The sequence below is a fragment of the Conservatibacter flavescens genome (assembly GCF_002795425.1).
In the GTDB taxonomy this organism is placed as follows: Bacteria; Pseudomonadota; Gammaproteobacteria; order Enterobacterales; family Pasteurellaceae; genus Conservatibacter; species Conservatibacter flavescens.
Window position 1 is genome coordinate 265,059 of record NZ_PHHA01000003.1, and the last position, 17,765, is coordinate 282,823.

The window sequence follows — 17,765 nt, forward strand, 5'->3', positions numbered from 1 at the left end:
GGTAAAAATGCGCATTGCAATATTGATTAGCTTAATGTGTCTTGCGGGGTGTGATGTAGCAGCTTCAGCAAATAAACTGACAAAAACTTATTACTATAACCACATCAGAGAAGTGTGTATTGATGGTGTGATTTACTTAGTTTATAACAGCCAATACGCCGGGGGGATTACACCGAAAATCAATGCAGAACATTATCCGTACACTTGTCCAACTGTCGAAAAGTAGGAGAAAGCAATGGCAAGAAAAGCAACTCGAATTAAAACCAATACTTTTTCTGTGCGTTATCAAACCCGTGATGAAGTTGAAGTGGCAATTAAAGAAATCGGCGATTTACAGCGCAAGTTGGAAGCCAAAGTGATTGAGCAAAATAACCGCTTAGCTGAGATTACTGAAGAATACGCGCCACAAATGAATGAAATTAAGGCAGAACTTGAACCAATACAGGCAGCGGTGCAAGCGTGGTGCGAAAGCCACCGTGACGAGCTAACCAACAACGGCAAGACCAAAACAGGCAACTTTAATACTGGGGATGTCCAATGGCGCCAGCGTCCACCAAGTGTCAGCGTGCGTGGTGCAGATAGCGTGATTGAGAACTTGCATACTCTAGGACTTACTCGCTTTATCCGCACTAAAGAAGAGGTAAATAAGGAGGCAATGTTAAACGAACCTGAACTTGCCAGCATGGTGGCGGGGGTAACGATTAAAACAGGGATTGAAGACTTTGTGATCACCCCTTTTGAGCAGGACGTAAGTTGATGTTGCAAGCTTTTTAGAAAGTAAATAAAGCTTATTTAAACGCTCTTTAAAGCCTTTTTTAAGGGGCGTTCGTAATGAGTTTTAACTAAATAGGAGTAACCAATGAAAAAGAAACAGACTTTTGATTGCTATTCGCACTATGCGAATAAAGCGGCAAATAAAGAACGTTCAGGCAATTATGCAGAAGCGGCAAAGCTTTGGGGGTGCGCACTACTTTTTGCCTCACTTGAGGCGAGTAAAAAATGGTGTGAAGCACGTCGTGATTTTTGCTTGGCCAAGTAAACCGCCCTTTTTATGGAGAATAATGATGACCGATACCGAAAAAAGCGACCTACGACAACAAATGGCAGAGGTAATTAGCGAGCTAGAAGCTGCATTATGGATTGCGAATGATAATGACTTTAAGCAAGCTGAAAAAGTGTGGAAAAGTGCCTTAAAAACAGGGCGAAATTTAATATTAAAAATGGGATTAGCTGGTAAGGAGTAAGTGTAATAAATACGATGATTGGGAAATGTATGACGAAGATGAAAATGTATATCTTCTCGTTAGAAAAAAAAGACGACGCTGAATGGGAATTACATATATCTTACAAAATGCGGTTTTATGCTCATAAAGAACTCTAAGGAAAATAATATGGCTAATAAAATCTGTTTAGAAGTGATGATGAGTAAAGAAGCATTATCGAATCTTAGCATTTCGGCAAAAACGGAAGTGTGGGGAGGTAATGTTTCAAGAGTTGATTTTAATGGAAATAGCTTTGAACTTTTAGAACGTTATGAGGAATTTATCACTCCTATTCAGCTAGCGGTTTTAAACAGCAAAGTGGCTTATAAAAAAAGAATGCAGCAAGCAATCAATAAAATATTGAGTGATATTCTTGAGGAAGCGGAATGGGAAAATGAGGAGGAAGAATGTTAAAAGAATCTGACTTGATCGTGGGACATAAATATGCTTCAAACACTGAAAAAACAGTAGAAGGGTTACTGGGGAAAAGGGAAATTTTAAAGATTTATCCTAGTGATGGTTTTGTGACTTATTGTGAATTGAAAGAGCGCAAAAATAAAAGTAGTTACAGCGTTGTGGCTACGATGAAAACAATATCAATTAAGTCATTTTTAAGGTGGGCAAAAATTGATATTACAAAAAAAGAAAATCGTTAAACCACATTTACAGCCCATTTAACCCATATTTAAGTGGGCTGAATAATGTGTTTTAAATGGAGGAGATATGAAATTATGTCGTTGTCCGATTTGCCACAGTGATTTACATCTTGAGGCATTAGTGGAAGATGAGGCGGGGCGTGAGTTATTGCATAAAATACTGAGTTTAGGGGAGTGTGCTCGCCCGGTTAGTAGTTATTTGGGGTTATTTAAGCCCGTAAAAAGTACGCTTGCTAATAGTCGGGCGTTAAAAATTTTAAATAGTCTGCTTGAAATTTACCCTCCATCTAATTTACTTGCTCATGCGTTATCAGAAACTGTGACACAGGTGCGGAGAAATCGGCAAGAAAATGGGCGAATTGAACCGCTCGCTAACCATAATTATTTGAAAAAAGTTTATGAGAGTTGCAAGCCTCAGTTTGCTGTTATCCGATGTGACAAGCCTAAAAACGCTGAAAGCCCGCAGGTCGATATAGACTTAAAAAAATCTGATGCAGTGGAATATATTGAACGCATGCGAAATTTAGGGCAGCTTGAAACGGTAAAGAATACTGAAAGTTATAAGCTTTGGTTACAGTGGAAAGAGGAAAAATTAAATGCAACCGCAAACACGTAAACAGATGATTCAGAAAATCCATATCGGCAAGGCAGAGCTTAAAATGGATCGTGAATGCTACACTCGGTTTTTGCTTGAAACGGTGGATAAGCATAGCTGTACGGTGATGACAGATAGCGAGCTGATGATTGTTTTAAAAGCAATGCAAGCAAAAGGTTTTAGAGTAAAATCAAAACACAAAGGCAGAAAACCAACCCTACCGCCGATTACCAAAGATCGTGTAATGTTGATGAATAAAGTTGAGGCATTATTAACAGAAAATAAACTCTCGTGGCAATATGCCGACCGTATTGCAATCAATGCGTTTAATTTGCCTGTAAATGCCCTTGATGTGGCTAAACTTTATAAACTGGTGCAGATGTTAGCGGTTTATAGCCATAGGCATGGTAGAAGAACTAGATAAAATTACGATATATTTTGCATAGCTCGCTTTTTTTATGTTAATTTCTAATTTTAGTTTAGTTTTAAAGGTGGTTTAAAATGAAAAAATTATTTGCTTCTTTGGTGTTAATGCTTCCTGCTATAGGGTATGCAGCCACAGAAAAAGCTCAACAGGAACTTGAAAAAGCGATGTTAGGAGATTACCAATCTTTAAGAAATGTTGCGTACTCAATGAAAGAAGGGACGTTTGGACACGATAAAAATCCTGTTTCAGCCTGTGCATTAAGAAAGGTTATCTTGTTCGTTAATAAGGATGAGATAGATACAACAGATTATAGTAATGAATATGTTGATTGTAAGAACCTATCTATGCAAGAACATAAAAAGTCTTGGGAAATAGCTTTACAAGCCATTCAAATTATTTCTAAATACAAGTAATAAAATTTACCGAATACATTGATAAAAGATAGCCTGCTTACTTGCAGGCTATTTGTTTTTAAAAGGTGAAGTCTTATTCCTCTATGTTCTCTTAAATTTCAAGACCGCCTAACAAGCGGTCTTTTTTTTTCACTTTTTTTTTTGCAAAAAATACCTCAAAAGTTCACAGATTCAAAAATCGTCTGAGAGAATAGCTATTATTTTCGGAGGTGCTATGAGCGAATTAAAACAAGTTGAAGAATTATTGCCTGAGGTTGTGCGTGAAATGGTGGAGGTTATCGGCTTTCCCGATACGGAGAAAGTGATCGCCAATTTTGGTGGGGTGGATTTCTATTTTTCGCTGGGAAAACATTACTTCCCACGCTTAGTCAAAGTGATTGGCATTGAACAGGCGGGTAAATTGCGTGCCTATTTTGACCGTGAGCGGTTGTATATCCCCCGCTGTGAAGTTGCTTTGAAGCGGTTGCGTAATTTGCGTTTTAAGGCTGAATATGATTTACTAAAAAACGAGGGTAAATCGGGCAATTTCGCAATGCTTGAGCTTTGCCCTAAATATGGTTTTACGGAACGTTTTGCCTTTAAAATGTTAGCGAGCTTAAACCAACAAACACAACAAACAAGCCTGTTTTAACTGAACCTTATCACCGCTTTGAATCCACTTTAAAAGCTTATTCTAGCCCCTAAGTTTAATCATACTTAGGGGCTTTTTTATGTCTTTAACCTATAAAATTTTAACCTTTTCTGAAATTTTTAATCGCCTAATCGGACACGAGGGCGGTTATGTCAATCACCCCAAAGATCCAGGTGGTGAAACTAATTGGGGTATCACAAAACGCACTGCAGTAGCGAATGGTTATACAGGTGATATGCGCGCAATGACCCGCGAGCAAGCGTTTGAAATCTATAAAAAATCCTTTTGGGAGCGTTATCAGTGCGAGAAATTGCCGACACCTGTGGCTTTTCAGTTTTTTGATATGGCTGTGAATCATGGCTCTGGCAATGCTAGCCGTATTTTACAACGGGCAGTTGGTGTGGCTGATGACGGCATTATTGGTGAGCAAACTCGCAAGGCAATCAATGCAATGGGGCTATCTGATGTGCTTATTTTGATGAACGCAGAACGTATTAACTTTTTTACTAAGCTTTCTACCTTCATCACTTTCGGCAAAGGCTGGATGAACCGAGTTGCTGAAAACTTACGCTTTGCCGCTAAAGATAACGAGGTGTGAGTATGAAATTAAAAGAGTTGATAACAAACACTGACGGACGACTATCCACTACTGGCTTTATTCAATTTTTTAGCTGGGCCGTAGCGACAGGGTTGCTGATTTGGTCGCATTTAGAGGGCAAAACATTTGCCTCCGAATACTGGGTGCTTTATGTATCTTTGTGTGTGTTTGGTAGCCCTGTTACCAAAGGGGTAGTGAGTAAATTTAACCCGAAAACCCGCGAGGAAAGAAAATGATGTTGTTAGTTATTGCTTTTGTTTGTTTGGGGCTGAGTGCGCTGTTTTACATATTAGCTTTTCTTCTAGAACGCAAATCAAGCCCCCGCTTGGCAAAATATTCCACTAAAGTGAAAGAGCGTCGTGATTGCTTGAAAGAAGCCATTAAACAAGGCAATCGTAACCCTGTAAGTCGTGCTAAGCGAGGGCGTTATGTTTGATGAGAAATTGTTTCAGATGCTTATATCTTTTGTCGTCTCGCCCTTGATTGGTTTTACGATTAAGGTGGTGTTTGATCGGATTAGCAATAATGAGCAAGCAGTTAAAGAATTAAGAGAGGAAATGGAACAAAAGTATCAATCTAAAGAACTTGCTCAAGAAGTCAATCGAGGGATTAAGGATAAGCTAGATGACATATTATCCTCATTAAAAGAAGTGAATAACAAATTAGATAAAAAGGCCGACAAATAATGAGTCTTAGAAAACAAAAACAGACTGATTCAGAAAAACTAGATTTAATTTTAGCGACAACCAATGAAATCAGTCAGAAAGTGGATAAACAAAATCAACGTATTGATGAGTTGCAATTAGAGTTACATAAAACTCGCCTGTTACTTGATGAATTAGCTCACAAAAACCGCAAGCAAGCGATTATTGCTGGTGGTGTGGGCGGTGGTTTGGTTGCCGTTGGTTTTGAACTGCTGCGAATGAAATTGGGAATGTAGGCGAATGGCACACGATGTATCAGTACAAAAGGCGGTGCGTAGCTATTACGTTTTTGACCGTTTAAGCCTTGAAATGGCAGCCGAAAAGGCAGGCGTGTCTTTTGGTACGGCAAGACGCTGGAAAGCGAATGCGGAAAGCAATGGAGATAACTGGGAAAAAGCCCGTGATGTGCAGGTAATGGCAAGCGGTGGGATTGAAAACATTGCTCAAGGTTTATTAGCAGGCTTTTTAATTAAATACCGTACGTTGGTGACAGAACTTGAGGAAAACACCGAAATGACAACGGCAAGCAAGGTGGACGCGCTTTCGGCGTTGGCTGATTCATTTGCAAAGATGACTGCCTCAAGTAAAAAGTTATTGCCTGAAACCAGTGCGATTGCAAATGCGTTAAGAGTGATTGAGATGATGGCTAACTTAATCAAAACGAAGAAGCCCCATTTATTGCCTGATTTTTTAGAAATGCTTAATGAGCTGGAAGTGCTTGTGCAGAAGGAATTTAAATAATGAAAGAGAGTAAAAAGACGGTTATTCATAAACATTATTATTTTCGTTGGGTTGTGCAGCTCGCCTGTATTGTCGGGGCGGTAAAACTTATGTTAAGCGGTCAAGACGGTTGGGGTTGGTTATTGTTTGTTGCAGTGGCTGTGTAAACTATGAAATCAAAGGATTTTGAAAAACAACTTGAAGCCCTACGGGCTGATTTACTCCGCGCGATTGAGGCAAATTTTGAAGGCTGGGATGACCGCCCAAATGCCATTGCGGAACGTCGTTTAAAGGTTGCGGATAAAACCACAGGCTTTGAGTATTTTGTACAAGCCTATTTTCCGCATTATGTGCGTTCGCCACATAAATCTCAGTTACACGAATATTTGTTTGAGCATTTGCCTGCTTCAGTGGGTGAGGTGGATAAATCGGTTCGACAGGCGATTGCTGCTCCTCGTGGTGAGGCTAAGTCGACTATTTGTACCCAATTATTCCCACTTTGGTGTTTAGTCAACGATTTAAAACGCTATGGCATTATTGCTATGGATACCAAAGAGCAAGCGTTTGGAATGCTTGAGGCGATCAAGGTAGAGATTGAATCTAACCCTCGTTTAGCGATTGACTTCCCTGAGCTGAAACCAGGTAAGGTATGGCGTACAGGGGCGATTGTTACCAGTAAAAATCAAAAAGTCGAAGCCGTCGGTGCAGGGCAGAAATTGCGTGGTCGTCGTCACGGTGCTTATCGTCCCGATTTAGTTGTATTAGATGATATTGAGAATGATGAAAGTGTAGAAACCCCCGCACAACGTAATAAATTACATAACTGGGTTTTAAAAGCAGTGCTAAAACTTGGTGCAGCAGGCGAGAAATTCGACGTTATTTATGTCGGAACCATCCTGCATTATGACAGCGTGCTTAGCCGTGTACTCAATACCAAAGGCTGGAAGCGGGTGCGATTTAAGGCGATTTTACGTTTTCCTGACAATATGGCGTTGTGGGATCAATGGGAAAATATTTACCTTAGCGAAGAAGGTGATGATGATACGCTCTCTGATTTATTTTATCAACAACACAAAGCTGAAATGGACGCAGGGGCGGTGGTGTCGTGGTTGGCTCGTCCTATTCTTGCGTTGATGAAAATTCGTGCCAGTGATGGGCATTCGGCTTTTGATTCCGAGTATCAAAATGATCCGGTGAGTGGCGATGATGCGATTTTTGCCAATAGCTTGCAGTATTGGACTGAGGGCGATTTGCCTGATGATTTAATCTATTTTGGGGCGGTAGACCCGAGTTTAGGTAAAGCAGGGGCAAGCCGAGACCCAAGTGCAATTTTAATTGGGGGCTACTCTCGCAAAACTGGCAAGCTGTATGTGATTGAGGCTCAAATCAAACGACGCCTACCAGATCTCATCATCGAAGATATTATTAGATTACAAATGCAATATGGTTGCCATCGTTGGTTTGGGGAGGGGATTCAATTCCAAGAGTTTTTAAATAGTGAAATCGTCAAACGTTCTGCGTTGCGAGGGGTTCCAGTCCCATTAACAAGCGTAAAACCTCATACAGACAAAATGCTACGTATTGAAAGCCTGCAACCACATATTGCAAACGGGTTGATTTTACTGCACCGCTCACAATCCACACTTGAGAACCAGTTACGCCATTTTCCAAAGGCAGATCACGATGACGGTCCCGACTGTCTTGAGATGTTGTGGAAAAATGCAGTGAGTAGCTCTGCACCAATTGAATGGCAATCACTCAAAGAATATGACGATGACTGGGAGGATGATGACGATTTTGAAGGATTTGGGGGCGGTGGACGCTGGAGACACTAAATGAGTTTTTTAAATAAGATTACACAAGCCATTTTTGGCAAAACAGAGAAAGTAGAGCCGTTACAATCAGATGAAGCACAAGTGATGGCTATGGGGCGAGTGTTAGACGGACACCCAGCCCGCAAAATCACCCCACAAAAATTACAACGTATTTTTGATGATGCGGAAAGTGGCAATGTGCGTGAACAGGCTGAACTATTTATGGATATTGAGGAACAAGACGGGGCGATTGGCTCACATCTTGGCACTCGCAAACGCGCCACGCTTACGTTGGATTGGTCTATTTTTGCCCCTGAAAACCCAACAGAACACGAGGAACATTTAACCTCTGAAGTTAAGCAGCTCTTTTCGCAAATTGGCTATCTAGATAATCTTGTGATGGATTTAATGGACGCTTGTTTGCAAGGGTTTTCGGCTAATGAAATCCAGTGGGTGTATGAAAATGAGCTATGGTTGCCGAAGAAATTTATTCACCGTCCTGCCTCATGGTTTGTATTAGATGATTTGGATAATCCACTGTTAATCTCGCCAACTAACCCAATGGGTGAGCCATTGATTGCACAAAAATGGATTGTACATACGCACAAAAACCGTTCGTCGCCATTAGCTCGTAATGGCTTGGGGAGAACGCTTGCGTGGATTTATATGTTTAACCATTACTCTATTACGGACTTTGCCGAATTTTTAGAGCTATATGGTTTCCCTATCCGCATTGGTAAATATGGGGCGGGCGCAAGCAAAGATGAAAAACGGGCATTATTGCGCGCATTATCGGATATCGGACACAATGCTGCAGGGATTATGCCTGATACAATGCAAATTGAATTGCATAGTGCTGCCTCACAATCTATTGCAAGTAATAACCCTTATTTGCAAATGACCGATTGGGCGGAAAAGCTTTCTGCAAAGTTTATTTTAGGGCAAACCCTGACTTCAGGGGCAGATGGTAAAACCTCTACTAATGCGTTAGGTAAAGTGCATAACGAAGTACGTCGTGATTTGTTAGTCAGCGATGCAAAACAGCTTGAACAGACCATTAATCAGCAGTTAATTTTGCCGTTTTTACAAATCAACTTTCCGAATATTGATCCTGCACGTTTGCCTTATTTTGCCTTTGATGTAAAGGAATATGAGGATATTAAAACATTCTCTGAGGCATTACCGAATTTAATTGATTCTGGCATGCTAATTCCTTTGTTATGGGCGCATAACAAACTTGGTATTCCAATGGCAAAAGAGGGTGAGGCGGTTTTAAAACGTGCTTTCAATGAGGTTAAATCGAATGAAAGCACCGCTTTAAGTGCAGGATTACATCAGAGCCATTGCCCTTGCGGTTGTCAAAACATGGTGGCATTAAGTGCAAAAGAGAAGGCAGAAGGCGAACAAGGGGAGTTGGATAGTTTAATTGATCATGCTTTACAGGAGGTTGATTTTAATCAGCAGCTTGCCCCGATTGTGAAAAAACTCACAGCGGTACTGTTGTCGTGTCAATCCTATGAGGAGGTAAGTGACAAACTGGCTGAAGCCTACCCTAATTTAACGAGTGAGGCACACGAATATTATTTAAGTAGTGCGTTATTTTTAGCAGATTTATTGGGGGCAAGCAATGCCGAACGCACCTAAATTTGCCATTGGTATTGAGCCGACACAGGCGATTGAATACTTAAAGCAGAAGAGAATGCTGGCAAGCAAAGTATTTGCTCAAGAGTTGCAAGCCAGTAGCCTTGCTCGTGCCACGACGATTGCAAAGCTCTCTAGTCTTGAGATGACCAAAGATATTTATGCCTCTATGGAAAAGGCTATGCGTGAGGGCAAGGCCTTTAATCAGTGGAAAAAGGAGCTAGTGGGTGAATTTGAGCGTAAAGGCTGGGTATTTGGACACGATAAAGCAGTCAGTCGCGGCATTGATGGTAAATTGCTTGCAGACCCCAAAACAGGCGAGTATTTTGGCACGCCTCGCAGATTGAATATGATTTATCGTACCAATATGCAACAAGCCTATTCAGCGGCACGTTATCAGCGAATGATGGATAATGTGGATAATCGCCCTTATTGGCAATATTCTGCGGTGGGTGATAGTCGTACTCGCCCTGCTCATATGGAGATGAATGGCAAGATTTATCGTTATGATGATCCGTTTTGGGCGACGTTTTATCCGCCGAATGGGTTTAATTGTCGTTGTACTGTGATTGCGTTAGATAAGCGTGATTTGGCTCGCCGTGGAATTGATGAGGTAGGTGATAGCTCAGCTCGTTTAGTTGAGGTGGAGCGTGTGGATAAAAAGGGTAATCGTGAAAAGACAATGGGCTTTAAGGCGATTGATGGTTCGGTGCGTGTAACCGATAAAGGGTTTGATTATAACATTGGGCGTTTAATTTATCGCCCGAACTTGGATTTATATCCTGAAAAGTTGGCGCATCAGTTTGCAAAAACGGAAATGGCAGGGGGGGAGTTTAGGTTTAATTATGAACAGTTAGAAAAAGCTTATTTGACTGAAAAAGCTAAATTAGGAATTGATAAAAAAATCACTAATAAAGAGCTTCTACAAAAGGTTGAGCTGAGTATTAGTAAAAATTTTAAATTTGCTACAGGCATTTTGAACAATAAAGATAAACAGCTTATAAACTCGCATACGGCTACGGTTTGGTTATCTGATGAATCACTAATTAAGCAATTTAATAGCCGATTAGATGACTCTTATTTCAGCATTGATTCTTATCAAGAAATACCTGATGTATTAAATGGTGCAGATAGTATTTTTAAGAACGGCAATACTTATATATTTGTGAAAAGTTTTGATGAATTTAAGAATTATACCGTATTTGTTAAACACATTAAAAATACAAATGAATTATTTATGGTATCTGCAAGGCTACAAAATAAAATTGAGTGGGATATAGAAAGACAAAAAAGGAAATACGAGGCTATTAGGTAAGGCTCCCTACACTTACGTTACAGCTCACTTGCACTATTTCAGCAAGCGGCTCCTGCGGGGGAGATTCATCAGGCGGAGTCAAATAGCCTCTTAAGTCAATATACCCCTGTTTATTTTTAAAATCAACCATAGGAGAAAGAAAAATGGTTTTAACGAAAAAAGAACAAATGAAAAAAGCCCTTGAACTGTTGCCACACTTTAACGGCTTAACGGCAGTTGATGTTAATGAGGTGTTTTTCTATGTGAAAGCCTACATTAACGAATTACAGATTGTTGAGTTTAACGAGAAAGATTATTCACGCATTGCCCAAGAATGCGATCTCGGTTGCGATTGATTTCTTGAATGGCTTCTCGGTAGCAATCGCCGCCTGTAACGCCTCTTGCTTTTCTCTCTGCCTCAATGAGTTTAGCAAGAGTGGCAATTTGGGCAACGAGCAAGGTTTCTAAAAGCTCTGTATTGTTATCCATGATGTTTCCTTAATTAAAAGCGGACGGGATTATCCGCTTTTTTAGTGTGGCAGAGATTAAACCAATGATTGAGATTAAGATTGAAAACACCGATGAGGTGGCAAAGGTATTGCAGGCGGTGGCAGAAAAAGCGAAGCACCGCACTGATCTTATGAGAAAATTAGCAGGGCGAATGGAATATGCGGTAAAAACTAATTTCCATGAAGGTGGTCGCCCAAAATGGCTGGGGTTAAAATATCGTAGTGGTAAACCGTTGGTTGATTCAGAAGTATTGTCAGAAAGTATTAGTAGTGAATACGATAACGATAATGCGATTGTCGGTACCAATGAACCTTATGCAGCGATACACCAGTTTGGTGGTATGGCTGGGCGAGGTAAAAAAGTGAAAATTCCTGCGCGTCCATTTTTAAAACTTACTCCTGATGATGAAGAGGATTTGTTGGAAGATGTGCAAGATTATTTCAGTAGTCTGATTAAATAATTTAAAATAACGCCTTAAAACGCATTTAGGGCGTTTTTATTTTATGTTAGTATAGTTTTTTCGATTAGTTTATTTAACTCGCTTTTAAAACGATTTAAAGCGGTTTTAAAACGGTTTTTAACTTTCTTTCATTTCTTTATTCTTAAAATTCTCAAAAAACTGAACCTGTTTTCCCTTTTTGCTGCGTTGTAATGGACTATTCTGTCATCCTCTAATCGGACTAAGGATAATCAATGACATTAACACCTATCGCTTGTAGCTTTGAAATTGGCAAATTAGACGTAAACGGACGTATCCAGCTCACGCCTTATGGCCGGTTCTTTGCTTCAGACGGTCGAGATGATAAAGGGGGCTGGTATGTAGATGATTCAAACGGTTATTTATTAGCAGACGAGCTAAATACTCGCCAAGTCGAACCAATGGTGGATTATGAACATAAGACACTACGGGCGAAAGAGTTTGGCGAGGAGAATCCAGCTTCAGGTTGGATTAAAAAGGTCGAGTACATTTCAGGTCAAGGGTTATTTGCTGACGTGAAATGGACTGATAAAGCTCGTGAGCAGATTAAAAGCGGTGAATATAAATACCTTTCTCCACTTTTCTTAGCAGATAGCGAGGGAAAAGTCGTCAAGATTGTGAACGCAGCATTAACCAATACGCCTGCGTGCCACGAAATTGCCGAAGTGTATGCCTTATCTGCCGACTTCCACTCTCAAACAGGAAATAACAATCAAATGTTAGCAATTTTACAACAGCTTTTTGGCACACCGAATGCCACTGAAGCAGAAATGAAAGAAAAACTAACCGCACTTTCGGCATCGAAAGGCGATTCTAAAGTGGCTTTAAGTGCGGTTTATGATGAGCTTAAAAGCAAAGACACGCAAATGGTGGCGTTATCTGCCAAAGTCGATAACCCAGACCCTGCTAAATACGTTGCTTTATCGGAATTACAAACGGTGCAAAGTGAGCTTAATCAGGTAAAAGCACAGATGAATGCGGACAAAGCAGCCGCGTTAATTGAAACCGCGCTTTCGGAAGGTAAATTATTGCCTGCTCAAAAAGCGTGGGCGGAAGAGTTAGCTAAAACCAATTTAACCGCACTGTCTGATTATTTGAAAACAGTTACGCCTAATCCTGCGTTGGGTGGTATGCAATCTCAAGATAAACCGACCGAACAGACCGTAGCATTAAGTGAGGCAGAGCGAGCAGCAGTGAAAATGCTTGGTATGAGCGAAGAAGAATTTATTAAAGTCCATAAGGAGACAAAATAATGTCGTTTAAAAAATCAGATGTACTTAACATTTTAGATGCCCAGTTTCGTAAAGAATTTCTAACAGGTATCGGGTTGATCAAACCACAATACCAAGAGATTGCAATGACAGTTTCCTCTAACACGAAAGTGAATACCTATGGCTTTTTAGGTCAATTCCCGAAAATGCGTGAATGGGTGGGTGAGCGTCAAATTCAGAAGATGCAGGCTCAAGGAATGAGTATCGAAAATAAAACCTATGAGAGCACAGTGAGTGTGCCTCGTACGGATATTGAAGATGACCAAGTGGGATTATTTCGTCCAATGGTTCAGCAGGCGGGGCAGTCTGCTGCTGAGTTGCCTGATGATTTGGTGTTTAGCCTATTGAAAGAAGGTAAATCGACACTTTGTTACGATGGACAGAACTTCTTCGATACAGAACATCCTGTCTATGAAAACGTGGATGGTACAGGTACTGTAAAACAGCAGAAAAATATCACAACAGGTTCTACTGCATCCGCTCCTGTATTTTATGTTTTTGACACAACCAACGGCATTAAACCGCTGATTTGGCAGGAACGTACAAAACCTGAAATTGAAGCAAAGTTCGACCCGTCAAAATCGGACAAAGTCTTTATGGAAGACGTCTATTTATGGGGTGTGCGTGCTCGTGGTGCAGCAGGTTTCGGTTTTTGGCAGTTAGCTCATCGTGTTGAGCAAACTGAAATGACTGCGGAAAACTTGATGAAGGTGATTGCTGAAATGCAGTCTCTTAAAGGTGATGGTGGGAAATTGCTTAACATTCGTCCGAATGTGATTGTTGTGCCACCTTCGCTTGAGTTTATAGCTCGTCAGATTTGTGAAGGCGAGTTGATTAACGGTACGACCAATATTTTAAAAGGTCGTTTAAAAGTCGTTGTATCTTCACAAATTATTGAATAAGTAACGTCCCCTTATCTTCTAATGAGAGGGGAAATATGAGGTGTATATGGCAAGAGCGAAAAATAAACCTGATGAAGCTAAAGTGGTTGATGGGGTGTTAGGTACTGATGGAGATAACAAGACTGAAAACCCTTCGTTTGAAGAAGAGGAAAGCGGCGAGGATATTGCTACCGAAGACGGCGGAGTTGTAACCAAAGCGACTGTTTATAAATTATTAGCATCACACCCCACAGGCTCTTACTGGCGTGGTGGCGTACATTTTACGCGAGGTGTCGAGGTTGAGGTTAATGATCTTGATTGGTCTGTTGAGCAAATTGAAGAAATGCTGAATGACTCATGGCTGGAGTGTGTGCGAGTTGTGCCGATGAGCAAGGCAGAGTATGAAGCATTAAAAGCAGGCGAATAATGGCATACGCAAGCGTTGAAGACTTTATTTTACGGGTAGGTGAGCTACAAGCAATTGAGCTTACCGACCGTGAGCAGCCTTTTACTCACACTGTAAATGAAACGGTGCTGAATATCGCATTAGGCGATAGTAGCTCGCAGATTGATGGTTATTTGGCAGGGCGATACCAGTTGCCGCTTGATAAAGTGCCGTTAAATTTGGTGCGAATTTGCTGTGATTTAGCTCGTTTCCGCTTATGCAGTATGAGTAATGTAACGATTACTGATGAGGTACGGGAGCGTTATGAAGAGGCTTTAAAAGAGCTTGCGTTGCTTGCCAAAGGGATAACAGCACTGGGCATTGAGCAAGAGCTTGAGAATGACCCAACAGGCGATATGGTTGTGATGTTTTCCAATGGGAATACAAGGATTTTTAGCCGTGATCACAAAAATAGAGAACGCATTGCTTGACCGTTTAAAACGTGGTTTAGGCGGTTTGGTGTATGGGGTGTCAAGTTATACAGGGCAATTCGATGATCCCGAGCTTGATATACGCCGGTTGCCTGTAGCGTTAGTCTCGTATGGTGGGACTAAATCTAGTAGTGTTAATGTCGGAATGTCGAGCGGAAAGCGGTTTAAGAATGTAGATACTTTCGTGGTTTTGGTTATTAGCCGATCTTTTCACTCTGAGCAAACAGGGCGACATGGCTCATTAATTCGAGTGGGAGCGAATCAGTTGATTGAGGCGGTGAAATATCTGTTAATCAATCAAACGCTTGGGCAGTTGGTTGAGCCAATTAAACCTTTGCGGGTTCGCACTCTTTGGAATAATAAGGAAGTAAAAAAAGAAAAGTTATCTGCCTATGCGATTGAATTTGAAATAAGTTATTTACAGGCCCCTGCGCTAGAGGATGGGAGGTACCCAGAAGGCTCTGATGATGAAAGCAATATTGAGTATTTGTTTAAACATTATCAGGCGGAGCTTGATGAACCTTACCCTGATTTATCTGCCATTGCAGGCAAGATTTATAATCCGACAAACAATGCCGAAGTCGGCTTTGAGGTAAAACTGAATGAAAGTAAAAGCGATTAGTGGCGTGCGAGTGCCAATGGAGAATGCACCGCATAAATATATTACAGATAGCGTTGCGGTTGAGGTGGAAAACACACTTTATTATCGCCGTCGTATTGCGGACGGGGATTTAATCCGAGTGGTTGAGCCAACTGGCACAGCACGCACCAAGAAAACCGATGAAGCGGAGGCGAAATAATGAGTGAAACCAATATCACGTTTAACAATATCCCTGCCAGCATTCGTGTGCCGGGTAATTACACGGAATACGATGTAACAGGGGCAGTCACGGCATTGCCTGTTAATCCGCAAGAAGTGTTGATTATTGCACCGCAAACATTGGATTTAAACGGAGCAAGCTATTCTGCCCCTGTGAAAGTGTATTCAGACACTGAAGCGGCAACGGCATTTGGTGCTGGCTCACTTGCTCATTTAATGGTGCGACAAGCCCTTAAAAATAACGCAAATATGAATTTAACGGTGGTGGGGTTGGCTGACCATTCAGCGGGTGTAGTGGCTGAAGGTGCGATACAAGTAAGCGGTACAGCAAGCACAGCGGGCGTATTAACACTGGTCATTATGGGGACGAAATATGCTATTTCCACCTCAAAAGGCGAGGTGGCTGCGGATATTGCCCGCCGTTTGAATGCTTATATTAACGCTCAAGAGGCAAGCCCAGTAGTGGCGAAAGTGTCGGGAGATACGATTACTTTGACGGCAAAAAACAAAGGCGAAACAGGTAATGAAATCTCGTTAAGCTATACCAACACGGCAACAGGTGTGTCACTTACGATTACACCAATGGCGAACGGTCAGCAAAATGCGGATATGACGGATGCCTTAGCCAGTGTGGCGGGTACGCATTACAACATTATCGTTAGTCCGTTTGTGGATACCGATAATGCCAATGCGTTAAAAGAGCATTTAGAGGCGGTGTCTGCCCCGACAGCGAAAAAGCCTGCAATTGGTGTAATGGGCTGGCGAAAAACGCTTGCCACAGGCACAACCTTTACCAGCACATTAAATTTCGAGCGTTTAACTGTGGCGTGGTATAAGGGCTGTATTGAACCTTGTGCATTGATTGCAGCAGGTTATGCAGCGATTATTGCCAGCGAAGAAGATCCAGCACGTCCGCTTAATACGTTAGCTGTGAAAGGGTTAAGTTTGGTTGATGATTCGCAAATACCAACGTGGGCGGAATATAACCAAGCGTTGTATAACGGCTTAAGCCCGTTAAATATCGTCAATAGCACGGTGCAGATTATGCGTGCGATTACCACTTACACAAAATCGGCAACGGGTGTAGATGACCCAAGTTATTTAGAGCTTGGCACGATTCGTTCGTTAGATTATGGGCGAAAAGCGATTGAGCAGCGTTTAGCGTTACGTTTTGGGCGATCTAAACTTGTGAAAGCAAAAACGCCTTCGGCGGTACGGTCTGAAATTTTAGATGTGATGTATCGGCTGGAAAATGCGGAAATTTGGCAAAGTGTTGATGCCAATAAGGCGAAATTGATTTGCACAATCAATGCACAAGATGATACTCGTATTGATTCTGAAGTGCCTGCGGATGTGGTGAAAGGGTTGCATGTGTTGGCAACCAAAGTAATGTTGGTTTCATAAGGGGGCGTAAATGGCTGAATATGTAGGGGCAATTGTGCTTGAAGTGGACGGTGTTGAGGTGGAGGTAACGAAATGTGATCCGAAAGTCAGTACCGGACGTAAAGGGGTGAAAACCTTAAACCGTACGGGGCGTATGCGTGGCTTTATTCAAGGTATTGCGGAATACACGCTCTCAATTACGGCTGTGAAACCGAAAGACGGTGCGAAAATTGATTGGGATAACATTACCAACGCGAAAGTTACGTTTTATCCATTGGGCGATGATGGCTCTCGTACCACTTATCAAGGCTGTTTTACCACTGAAGTAGGCGAAAGCTACACAGTGGACAATGAGGCAGTGATTGATATTCAAATGGGTGCGTTAAACAAGGTGGTTGAATAATGGAACTAACACAAAAAGGCTTGTTGTTATTAGGTTTGCCGTATAACGGCAAGCTCTATTATGAGGTTGAAGCTCGTGTTTTAACAATGGGAACAGAATGCGAGGTACTGGAAAGCATTGAAGCTCTCAACTTAAACGCTGAAACACCTAGCACCAAAGATCAGGTGTTGAATGATTTGGCGTATATGGCAAAACAAATTCGTGTGGTGGGTATTCCCGAAAATGAAGTTACCGCACTGTATTTGTTAGAGCATCTAGCCACTGATGATTATACCGTGTTAAATAGCTTGATTGCGGATTTGCGAAAAAAGCGTATAAACGCTGGGGAAAGCCCGAACTTAGCGGAAAGCGAGAACGAGCCTGCGTAGAAAAAGCCTTTGAGTATTAT

General features: G+C 41.5%; 31 protein-coding genes. 30 read left to right on the forward strand and 1 reads right to left on the reverse strand.

Annotation, left to right across the window (positions count from 1 at the left end):
• Positions 1–7 precede the first annotated feature (7 nt).
• From CVP05_RS03185 to CVP05_RS03275, 20 genes are all read left to right on the forward strand, one after another.
• Positions 8–226: a hypothetical protein gene (locus CVP05_RS03185; RefSeq protein WP_100288121.1), complete on the forward strand. Its 219-nt coding sequence runs from the start codon at positions 8–10 to the stop codon at positions 224–226.
• A 9-nt stretch (positions 227–235) separates the two neighbouring features.
• A complete protein-coding gene (locus tag CVP05_RS03190; protein ID WP_100288122.1) occupies positions 236–757 on the forward strand; it encodes a host-nuclease inhibitor Gam family protein in 522 nt (173 codons plus the stop codon).
• 102 nt (positions 758–859) lie between these two features.
• On the forward strand, positions 860–1,039 hold the full coding sequence (locus CVP05_RS03195) for an ANR family transcriptional regulator (protein ID WP_100288123.1): 180 nt from the start codon (positions 860–862) through the stop codon (positions 1,037–1,039).
• Between the two features lie 22 nt (positions 1,040–1,061).
• Positions 1,062–1,244, forward strand: a complete 183-nt coding sequence (locus CVP05_RS03200; RefSeq protein ID WP_133118695.1) for a hypothetical protein — start codon at positions 1,062–1,064, stop codon at positions 1,242–1,244.
• Positions 1,245–1,391: 147 nt separating this feature from the next.
• Positions 1,392–1,676 carry a hypothetical protein gene (locus CVP05_RS03205; protein ID WP_100288125.1) on the forward strand — a complete coding sequence of 95 codons (285 nt, stop codon included), beginning with the start codon at positions 1,392–1,394 and terminating at the stop codon, positions 1,674–1,676.
• Positions 1,670–1,918, forward strand: coding sequence for a hypothetical protein (locus tag CVP05_RS03210; RefSeq protein ID WP_100288126.1), 249 nt, complete (start codon positions 1,670–1,672; stop codon positions 1,916–1,918). The genes CVP05_RS03205 and CVP05_RS03210 overlap by 7 nt, the downstream gene beginning before the upstream one ends.
• A gap of 67 nt (positions 1,919–1,985) precedes the next feature.
• Positions 1,986–2,534 carry a hypothetical protein gene (locus tag CVP05_RS03215; protein WP_100288127.1) on the forward strand — a complete coding sequence of 183 codons (549 nt, stop codon included), beginning with the start codon at positions 1,986–1,988 and terminating at the stop codon, positions 2,532–2,534.
• Positions 2,515–2,937, forward strand: coding sequence for a phage protein GemA/Gp16 family protein (locus CVP05_RS03220; protein WP_100288128.1), 423 nt, complete (start codon positions 2,515–2,517; stop codon positions 2,935–2,937). Before CVP05_RS03215 ends, CVP05_RS03220 begins: the two co-directional genes overlap by 20 nt.
• A 77-nt stretch (positions 2,938–3,014) precedes the next feature.
• Positions 3,015–3,353 (forward strand): hypothetical protein, encoded by a 339-nt coding sequence (locus tag CVP05_RS03225; RefSeq protein ID WP_100288129.1) that lies wholly within the window; start codon positions 3,015–3,017, stop codon positions 3,351–3,353.
• Between the two features lie 214 nt (positions 3,354–3,567).
• Entirely contained in the window at positions 3,568–3,984 is a 417-nt protein-coding gene (locus tag CVP05_RS03230; RefSeq protein WP_100288130.1) for a mor transcription activator family protein, read from the forward strand.
• Between the two features lie 79 nt (positions 3,985–4,063).
• Positions 4,064–4,582 (forward strand): glycoside hydrolase family 108 protein, encoded by a 519-nt coding sequence (locus CVP05_RS03235; protein ID WP_100288131.1) that lies wholly within the window; start codon positions 4,064–4,066, stop codon positions 4,580–4,582.
• Positions 4,583–4,584: 2 nt separating this feature from the next.
• Positions 4,585–4,818 carry a DUF2644 domain-containing protein gene (locus tag CVP05_RS03240; RefSeq protein ID WP_100288132.1) on the forward strand — a complete coding sequence of 78 codons (234 nt, stop codon included), beginning with the start codon at positions 4,585–4,587 and terminating at the stop codon, positions 4,816–4,818.
• Positions 4,815–5,018: a hypothetical protein gene (locus tag CVP05_RS03245; RefSeq protein WP_100288133.1), complete on the forward strand. Its 204-nt coding sequence runs from the start codon at positions 4,815–4,817 to the stop codon at positions 5,016–5,018. The genes CVP05_RS03240 and CVP05_RS03245 overlap by 4 nt, the downstream gene beginning before the upstream one ends.
• 16 nt (positions 5,019–5,034) lie before the next feature.
• Positions 5,035–5,268, forward strand: coding sequence for a hypothetical protein (locus tag CVP05_RS03250; RefSeq protein WP_243389193.1), 234 nt, complete (start codon positions 5,035–5,037; stop codon positions 5,266–5,268).
• Complete coding sequence (locus tag CVP05_RS03255; protein ID WP_100288135.1) at positions 5,268–5,522, forward strand: hypothetical protein; 255 nt, start codon at positions 5,268–5,270, stop codon at positions 5,520–5,522. Before CVP05_RS03250 ends, CVP05_RS03255 begins: the two co-directional genes overlap by 1 nt.
• A 4-nt stretch (positions 5,523–5,526) precedes the next feature.
• Positions 5,527–6,027, forward strand: a complete 501-nt coding sequence (locus CVP05_RS03260) for a DUF1804 family protein (RefSeq protein WP_100288136.1) — start codon at positions 5,527–5,529, stop codon at positions 6,025–6,027.
• Positions 6,027–6,173: a hypothetical protein gene (locus tag CVP05_RS12575; RefSeq protein WP_165773113.1), complete on the forward strand. Its 147-nt coding sequence runs from the start codon at positions 6,027–6,029 to the stop codon at positions 6,171–6,173. The genes CVP05_RS03260 and CVP05_RS12575 overlap by 1 nt, the downstream gene beginning before the upstream one ends.
• Positions 6,174–6,176: 3 nt before the next feature.
• Positions 6,177–7,841: a phage terminase large subunit gene (terL, locus tag CVP05_RS03265; protein ID WP_100288137.1), complete on the forward strand. Its 1,665-nt coding sequence runs from the start codon at positions 6,177–6,179 to the stop codon at positions 7,839–7,841.
• The gene (locus CVP05_RS03270) at positions 7,842–9,464 is read left to right on the forward strand and encodes a DUF935 domain-containing protein (protein ID WP_100288138.1); all 1,623 of its coding nucleotides are present in this window, start codon (positions 7,842–7,844) and stop codon (positions 9,462–9,464) included.
• The gene (locus tag CVP05_RS03275; protein WP_100288139.1) at positions 9,448–10,776 is read left to right on the forward strand and encodes a phage minor head protein; all 1,329 of its coding nucleotides are present in this window, start codon (positions 9,448–9,450) and stop codon (positions 10,774–10,776) included. Before CVP05_RS03270 ends, CVP05_RS03275 begins: the two co-directional genes overlap by 17 nt.
• 279 nt (positions 10,777–11,055) lie before the next feature.
• On the opposite strand, the gene CVP05_RS12535 is transcribed toward CVP05_RS03275, so the two are convergent.
• Positions 11,056–11,244 carry a hypothetical protein gene (locus CVP05_RS12535; RefSeq protein WP_133118696.1) on the reverse strand — a complete coding sequence of 63 codons (189 nt, stop codon included), beginning with the start codon at positions 11,242–11,244 and terminating at the stop codon, positions 11,056–11,058.
• A 64-nt stretch (positions 11,245–11,308) separates the two neighbouring features.
• Between CVP05_RS12535 and CVP05_RS03285 the strand changes: the two genes are divergently transcribed.
• The 10 genes from CVP05_RS03285 to CVP05_RS03330 all read left to right on the forward strand — a co-directional run bounded on the left by CVP05_RS03285 (position 11,309) and on the right by CVP05_RS03330 (position 17,745).
• Positions 11,309–11,725 (forward strand): phage virion morphogenesis protein, encoded by a 417-nt coding sequence (locus CVP05_RS03285; protein ID WP_100288141.1) that lies wholly within the window; start codon positions 11,309–11,311, stop codon positions 11,723–11,725.
• A 233-nt stretch (positions 11,726–11,958) separates the two neighbouring features.
• On the forward strand, positions 11,959–12,996 hold the full coding sequence (locus CVP05_RS03290) for a phage protease (RefSeq protein ID WP_100288142.1): 1,038 nt from the start codon (positions 11,959–11,961) through the stop codon (positions 12,994–12,996).
• Positions 12,996–13,916: a Mu-like prophage major head subunit gpT family protein gene (locus tag CVP05_RS03295; RefSeq protein WP_100288143.1), complete on the forward strand. Its 921-nt coding sequence runs from the start codon at positions 12,996–12,998 to the stop codon at positions 13,914–13,916. The genes CVP05_RS03290 and CVP05_RS03295 overlap by 1 nt, the downstream gene beginning before the upstream one ends.
• Before the next feature lie 46 nt (positions 13,917–13,962).
• Positions 13,963–14,322 carry a hypothetical protein gene (locus CVP05_RS03300; RefSeq protein ID WP_100288144.1) on the forward strand — a complete coding sequence of 120 codons (360 nt, stop codon included), beginning with the start codon at positions 13,963–13,965 and terminating at the stop codon, positions 14,320–14,322.
• Positions 14,322–14,771, forward strand: coding sequence for a gp436 family protein (locus CVP05_RS03305; protein ID WP_100288145.1), 450 nt, complete (start codon positions 14,322–14,324; stop codon positions 14,769–14,771). Before CVP05_RS03300 ends, CVP05_RS03305 begins: the two co-directional genes overlap by 1 nt.
• Positions 14,740–15,393 carry a DUF1834 family protein gene (locus tag CVP05_RS03310; protein ID WP_100288146.1) on the forward strand — a complete coding sequence of 218 codons (654 nt, stop codon included), beginning with the start codon at positions 14,740–14,742 and terminating at the stop codon, positions 15,391–15,393. The genes CVP05_RS03305 and CVP05_RS03310 overlap by 32 nt, the downstream gene beginning before the upstream one ends.
• Positions 15,374–15,571, forward strand: coding sequence for a DUF2635 domain-containing protein (locus tag CVP05_RS03315; protein WP_100288147.1), 198 nt, complete (start codon positions 15,374–15,376; stop codon positions 15,569–15,571). The genes CVP05_RS03310 and CVP05_RS03315 overlap by 20 nt, the downstream gene beginning before the upstream one ends.
• On the forward strand, positions 15,571–16,995 hold the full coding sequence (locus tag CVP05_RS03320; protein ID WP_100288148.1) for a phage tail sheath subtilisin-like domain-containing protein: 1,425 nt from the start codon (positions 15,571–15,573) through the stop codon (positions 16,993–16,995). The genes CVP05_RS03315 and CVP05_RS03320 overlap by 1 nt, the downstream gene beginning before the upstream one ends.
• Before the next feature lie 10 nt (positions 16,996–17,005).
• A complete protein-coding gene (locus CVP05_RS03325) occupies positions 17,006–17,377 on the forward strand; it encodes a phage tail protein (protein WP_100288149.1) in 372 nt (123 codons plus the stop codon).
• Positions 17,377–17,745 carry a hypothetical protein gene (locus CVP05_RS03330; protein WP_100288150.1) on the forward strand — a complete coding sequence of 123 codons (369 nt, stop codon included), beginning with the start codon at positions 17,377–17,379 and terminating at the stop codon, positions 17,743–17,745. Before CVP05_RS03325 ends, CVP05_RS03330 begins: the two co-directional genes overlap by 1 nt.
• Positions 17,746–17,765 lie beyond the last annotated feature (20 nt).

Coding starts and splice junctions, on each gene's coding strand:
- CVP05_RS03260 (WP_100288136.1), top strand. CDS start 5,527: ATGGCACACGATGTATCAGTACAAAAGGCGGTGCGTAGCTATTACGTT.
- CVP05_RS03240 (WP_100288132.1), top strand. CDS start 4,585: ATGAAATTAAAAGAGTTGATAACAAACACTGACGGACGACTATCCACT.
- CVP05_RS03270 (WP_100288138.1), top strand. CDS start 7,842: ATGAGTTTTTTAAATAAGATTACACAAGCCATTTTTGGCAAAACAGAG.
- CVP05_RS12575 (WP_165773113.1), top strand. CDS start 6,027: ATGAAAGAGAGTAAAAAGACGGTTATTCATAAACATTATTATTTTCGT.
- CVP05_RS03245 (WP_100288133.1), top strand. CDS start 4,815: ATGATGTTGTTAGTTATTGCTTTTGTTTGTTTGGGGCTGAGTGCGCTG.
- CVP05_RS03220 (WP_100288128.1), top strand. CDS start 2,515: ATGCAACCGCAAACACGTAAACAGATGATTCAGAAAATCCATATCGGC.
- CVP05_RS03235 (WP_100288131.1), top strand. CDS start 4,064: ATGTCTTTAACCTATAAAATTTTAACCTTTTCTGAAATTTTTAATCGC.
- CVP05_RS03210 (WP_100288126.1), top strand. CDS start 1,670: ATGTTAAAAGAATCTGACTTGATCGTGGGACATAAATATGCTTCAAAC.
- CVP05_RS03230 (WP_100288130.1), top strand. CDS start 3,568: ATGAGCGAATTAAAACAAGTTGAAGAATTATTGCCTGAGGTTGTGCGT.
- CVP05_RS03315 (WP_100288147.1), top strand. CDS start 15,374: ATGAAAGTAAAAGCGATTAGTGGCGTGCGAGTGCCAATGGAGAATGCA.
- CVP05_RS03255 (WP_100288135.1), top strand. CDS start 5,268: ATGAGTCTTAGAAAACAAAAACAGACTGATTCAGAAAAACTAGATTTA.
- CVP05_RS12535 (WP_133118696.1), bottom strand. CDS start 11,244: ATGGATAACAATACAGAGCTTTTAGAAACCTTGCTCGTTGCCCAAATT.
- CVP05_RS03330 (WP_100288150.1), top strand. CDS start 17,377: ATGGAACTAACACAAAAAGGCTTGTTGTTATTAGGTTTGCCGTATAAC.
- CVP05_RS03290 (WP_100288142.1), top strand. CDS start 11,959: ATGACATTAACACCTATCGCTTGTAGCTTTGAAATTGGCAAATTAGAC.
- CVP05_RS03275 (WP_100288139.1), top strand. CDS start 9,448: ATGCCGAACGCACCTAAATTTGCCATTGGTATTGAGCCGACACAGGCG.
- CVP05_RS03205 (WP_100288125.1), top strand. CDS start 1,392: ATGGCTAATAAAATCTGTTTAGAAGTGATGATGAGTAAAGAAGCATTA.
- CVP05_RS03295 (WP_100288143.1), top strand. CDS start 12,996: ATGTCGTTTAAAAAATCAGATGTACTTAACATTTTAGATGCCCAGTTT.
- CVP05_RS03200 (WP_133118695.1), top strand. CDS start 1,062: ATGATGACCGATACCGAAAAAAGCGACCTACGACAACAAATGGCAGAG.
- CVP05_RS03185 (WP_100288121.1), top strand. CDS start 8: ATGCGCATTGCAATATTGATTAGCTTAATGTGTCTTGCGGGGTGTGAT.
- CVP05_RS03215 (WP_100288127.1), top strand. CDS start 1,986: ATGAAATTATGTCGTTGTCCGATTTGCCACAGTGATTTACATCTTGAG.
- CVP05_RS03325 (WP_100288149.1), top strand. CDS start 17,006: ATGGCTGAATATGTAGGGGCAATTGTGCTTGAAGTGGACGGTGTTGAG.
- CVP05_RS03320 (WP_100288148.1), top strand. CDS start 15,571: ATGAGTGAAACCAATATCACGTTTAACAATATCCCTGCCAGCATTCGT.
- CVP05_RS03300 (WP_100288144.1), top strand. CDS start 13,963: ATGGCAAGAGCGAAAAATAAACCTGATGAAGCTAAAGTGGTTGATGGG.
- CVP05_RS03190 (WP_100288122.1), top strand. CDS start 236: ATGGCAAGAAAAGCAACTCGAATTAAAACCAATACTTTTTCTGTGCGT.
- CVP05_RS03195 (WP_100288123.1), top strand. CDS start 860: ATGAAAAAGAAACAGACTTTTGATTGCTATTCGCACTATGCGAATAAA.
- CVP05_RS03285 (WP_100288141.1), top strand. CDS start 11,309: ATGATTGAGATTAAGATTGAAAACACCGATGAGGTGGCAAAGGTATTG.
- terL (WP_100288137.1), top strand. CDS start 6,177: ATGAAATCAAAGGATTTTGAAAAACAACTTGAAGCCCTACGGGCTGAT.
- CVP05_RS03250 (WP_243389193.1), top strand. CDS start 5,035: ATGCTTATATCTTTTGTCGTCTCGCCCTTGATTGGTTTTACGATTAAG.
- CVP05_RS03305 (WP_100288145.1), top strand. CDS start 14,322: ATGGCATACGCAAGCGTTGAAGACTTTATTTTACGGGTAGGTGAGCTA.
- CVP05_RS03225 (WP_100288129.1), top strand. CDS start 3,015: ATGAAAAAATTATTTGCTTCTTTGGTGTTAATGCTTCCTGCTATAGGG.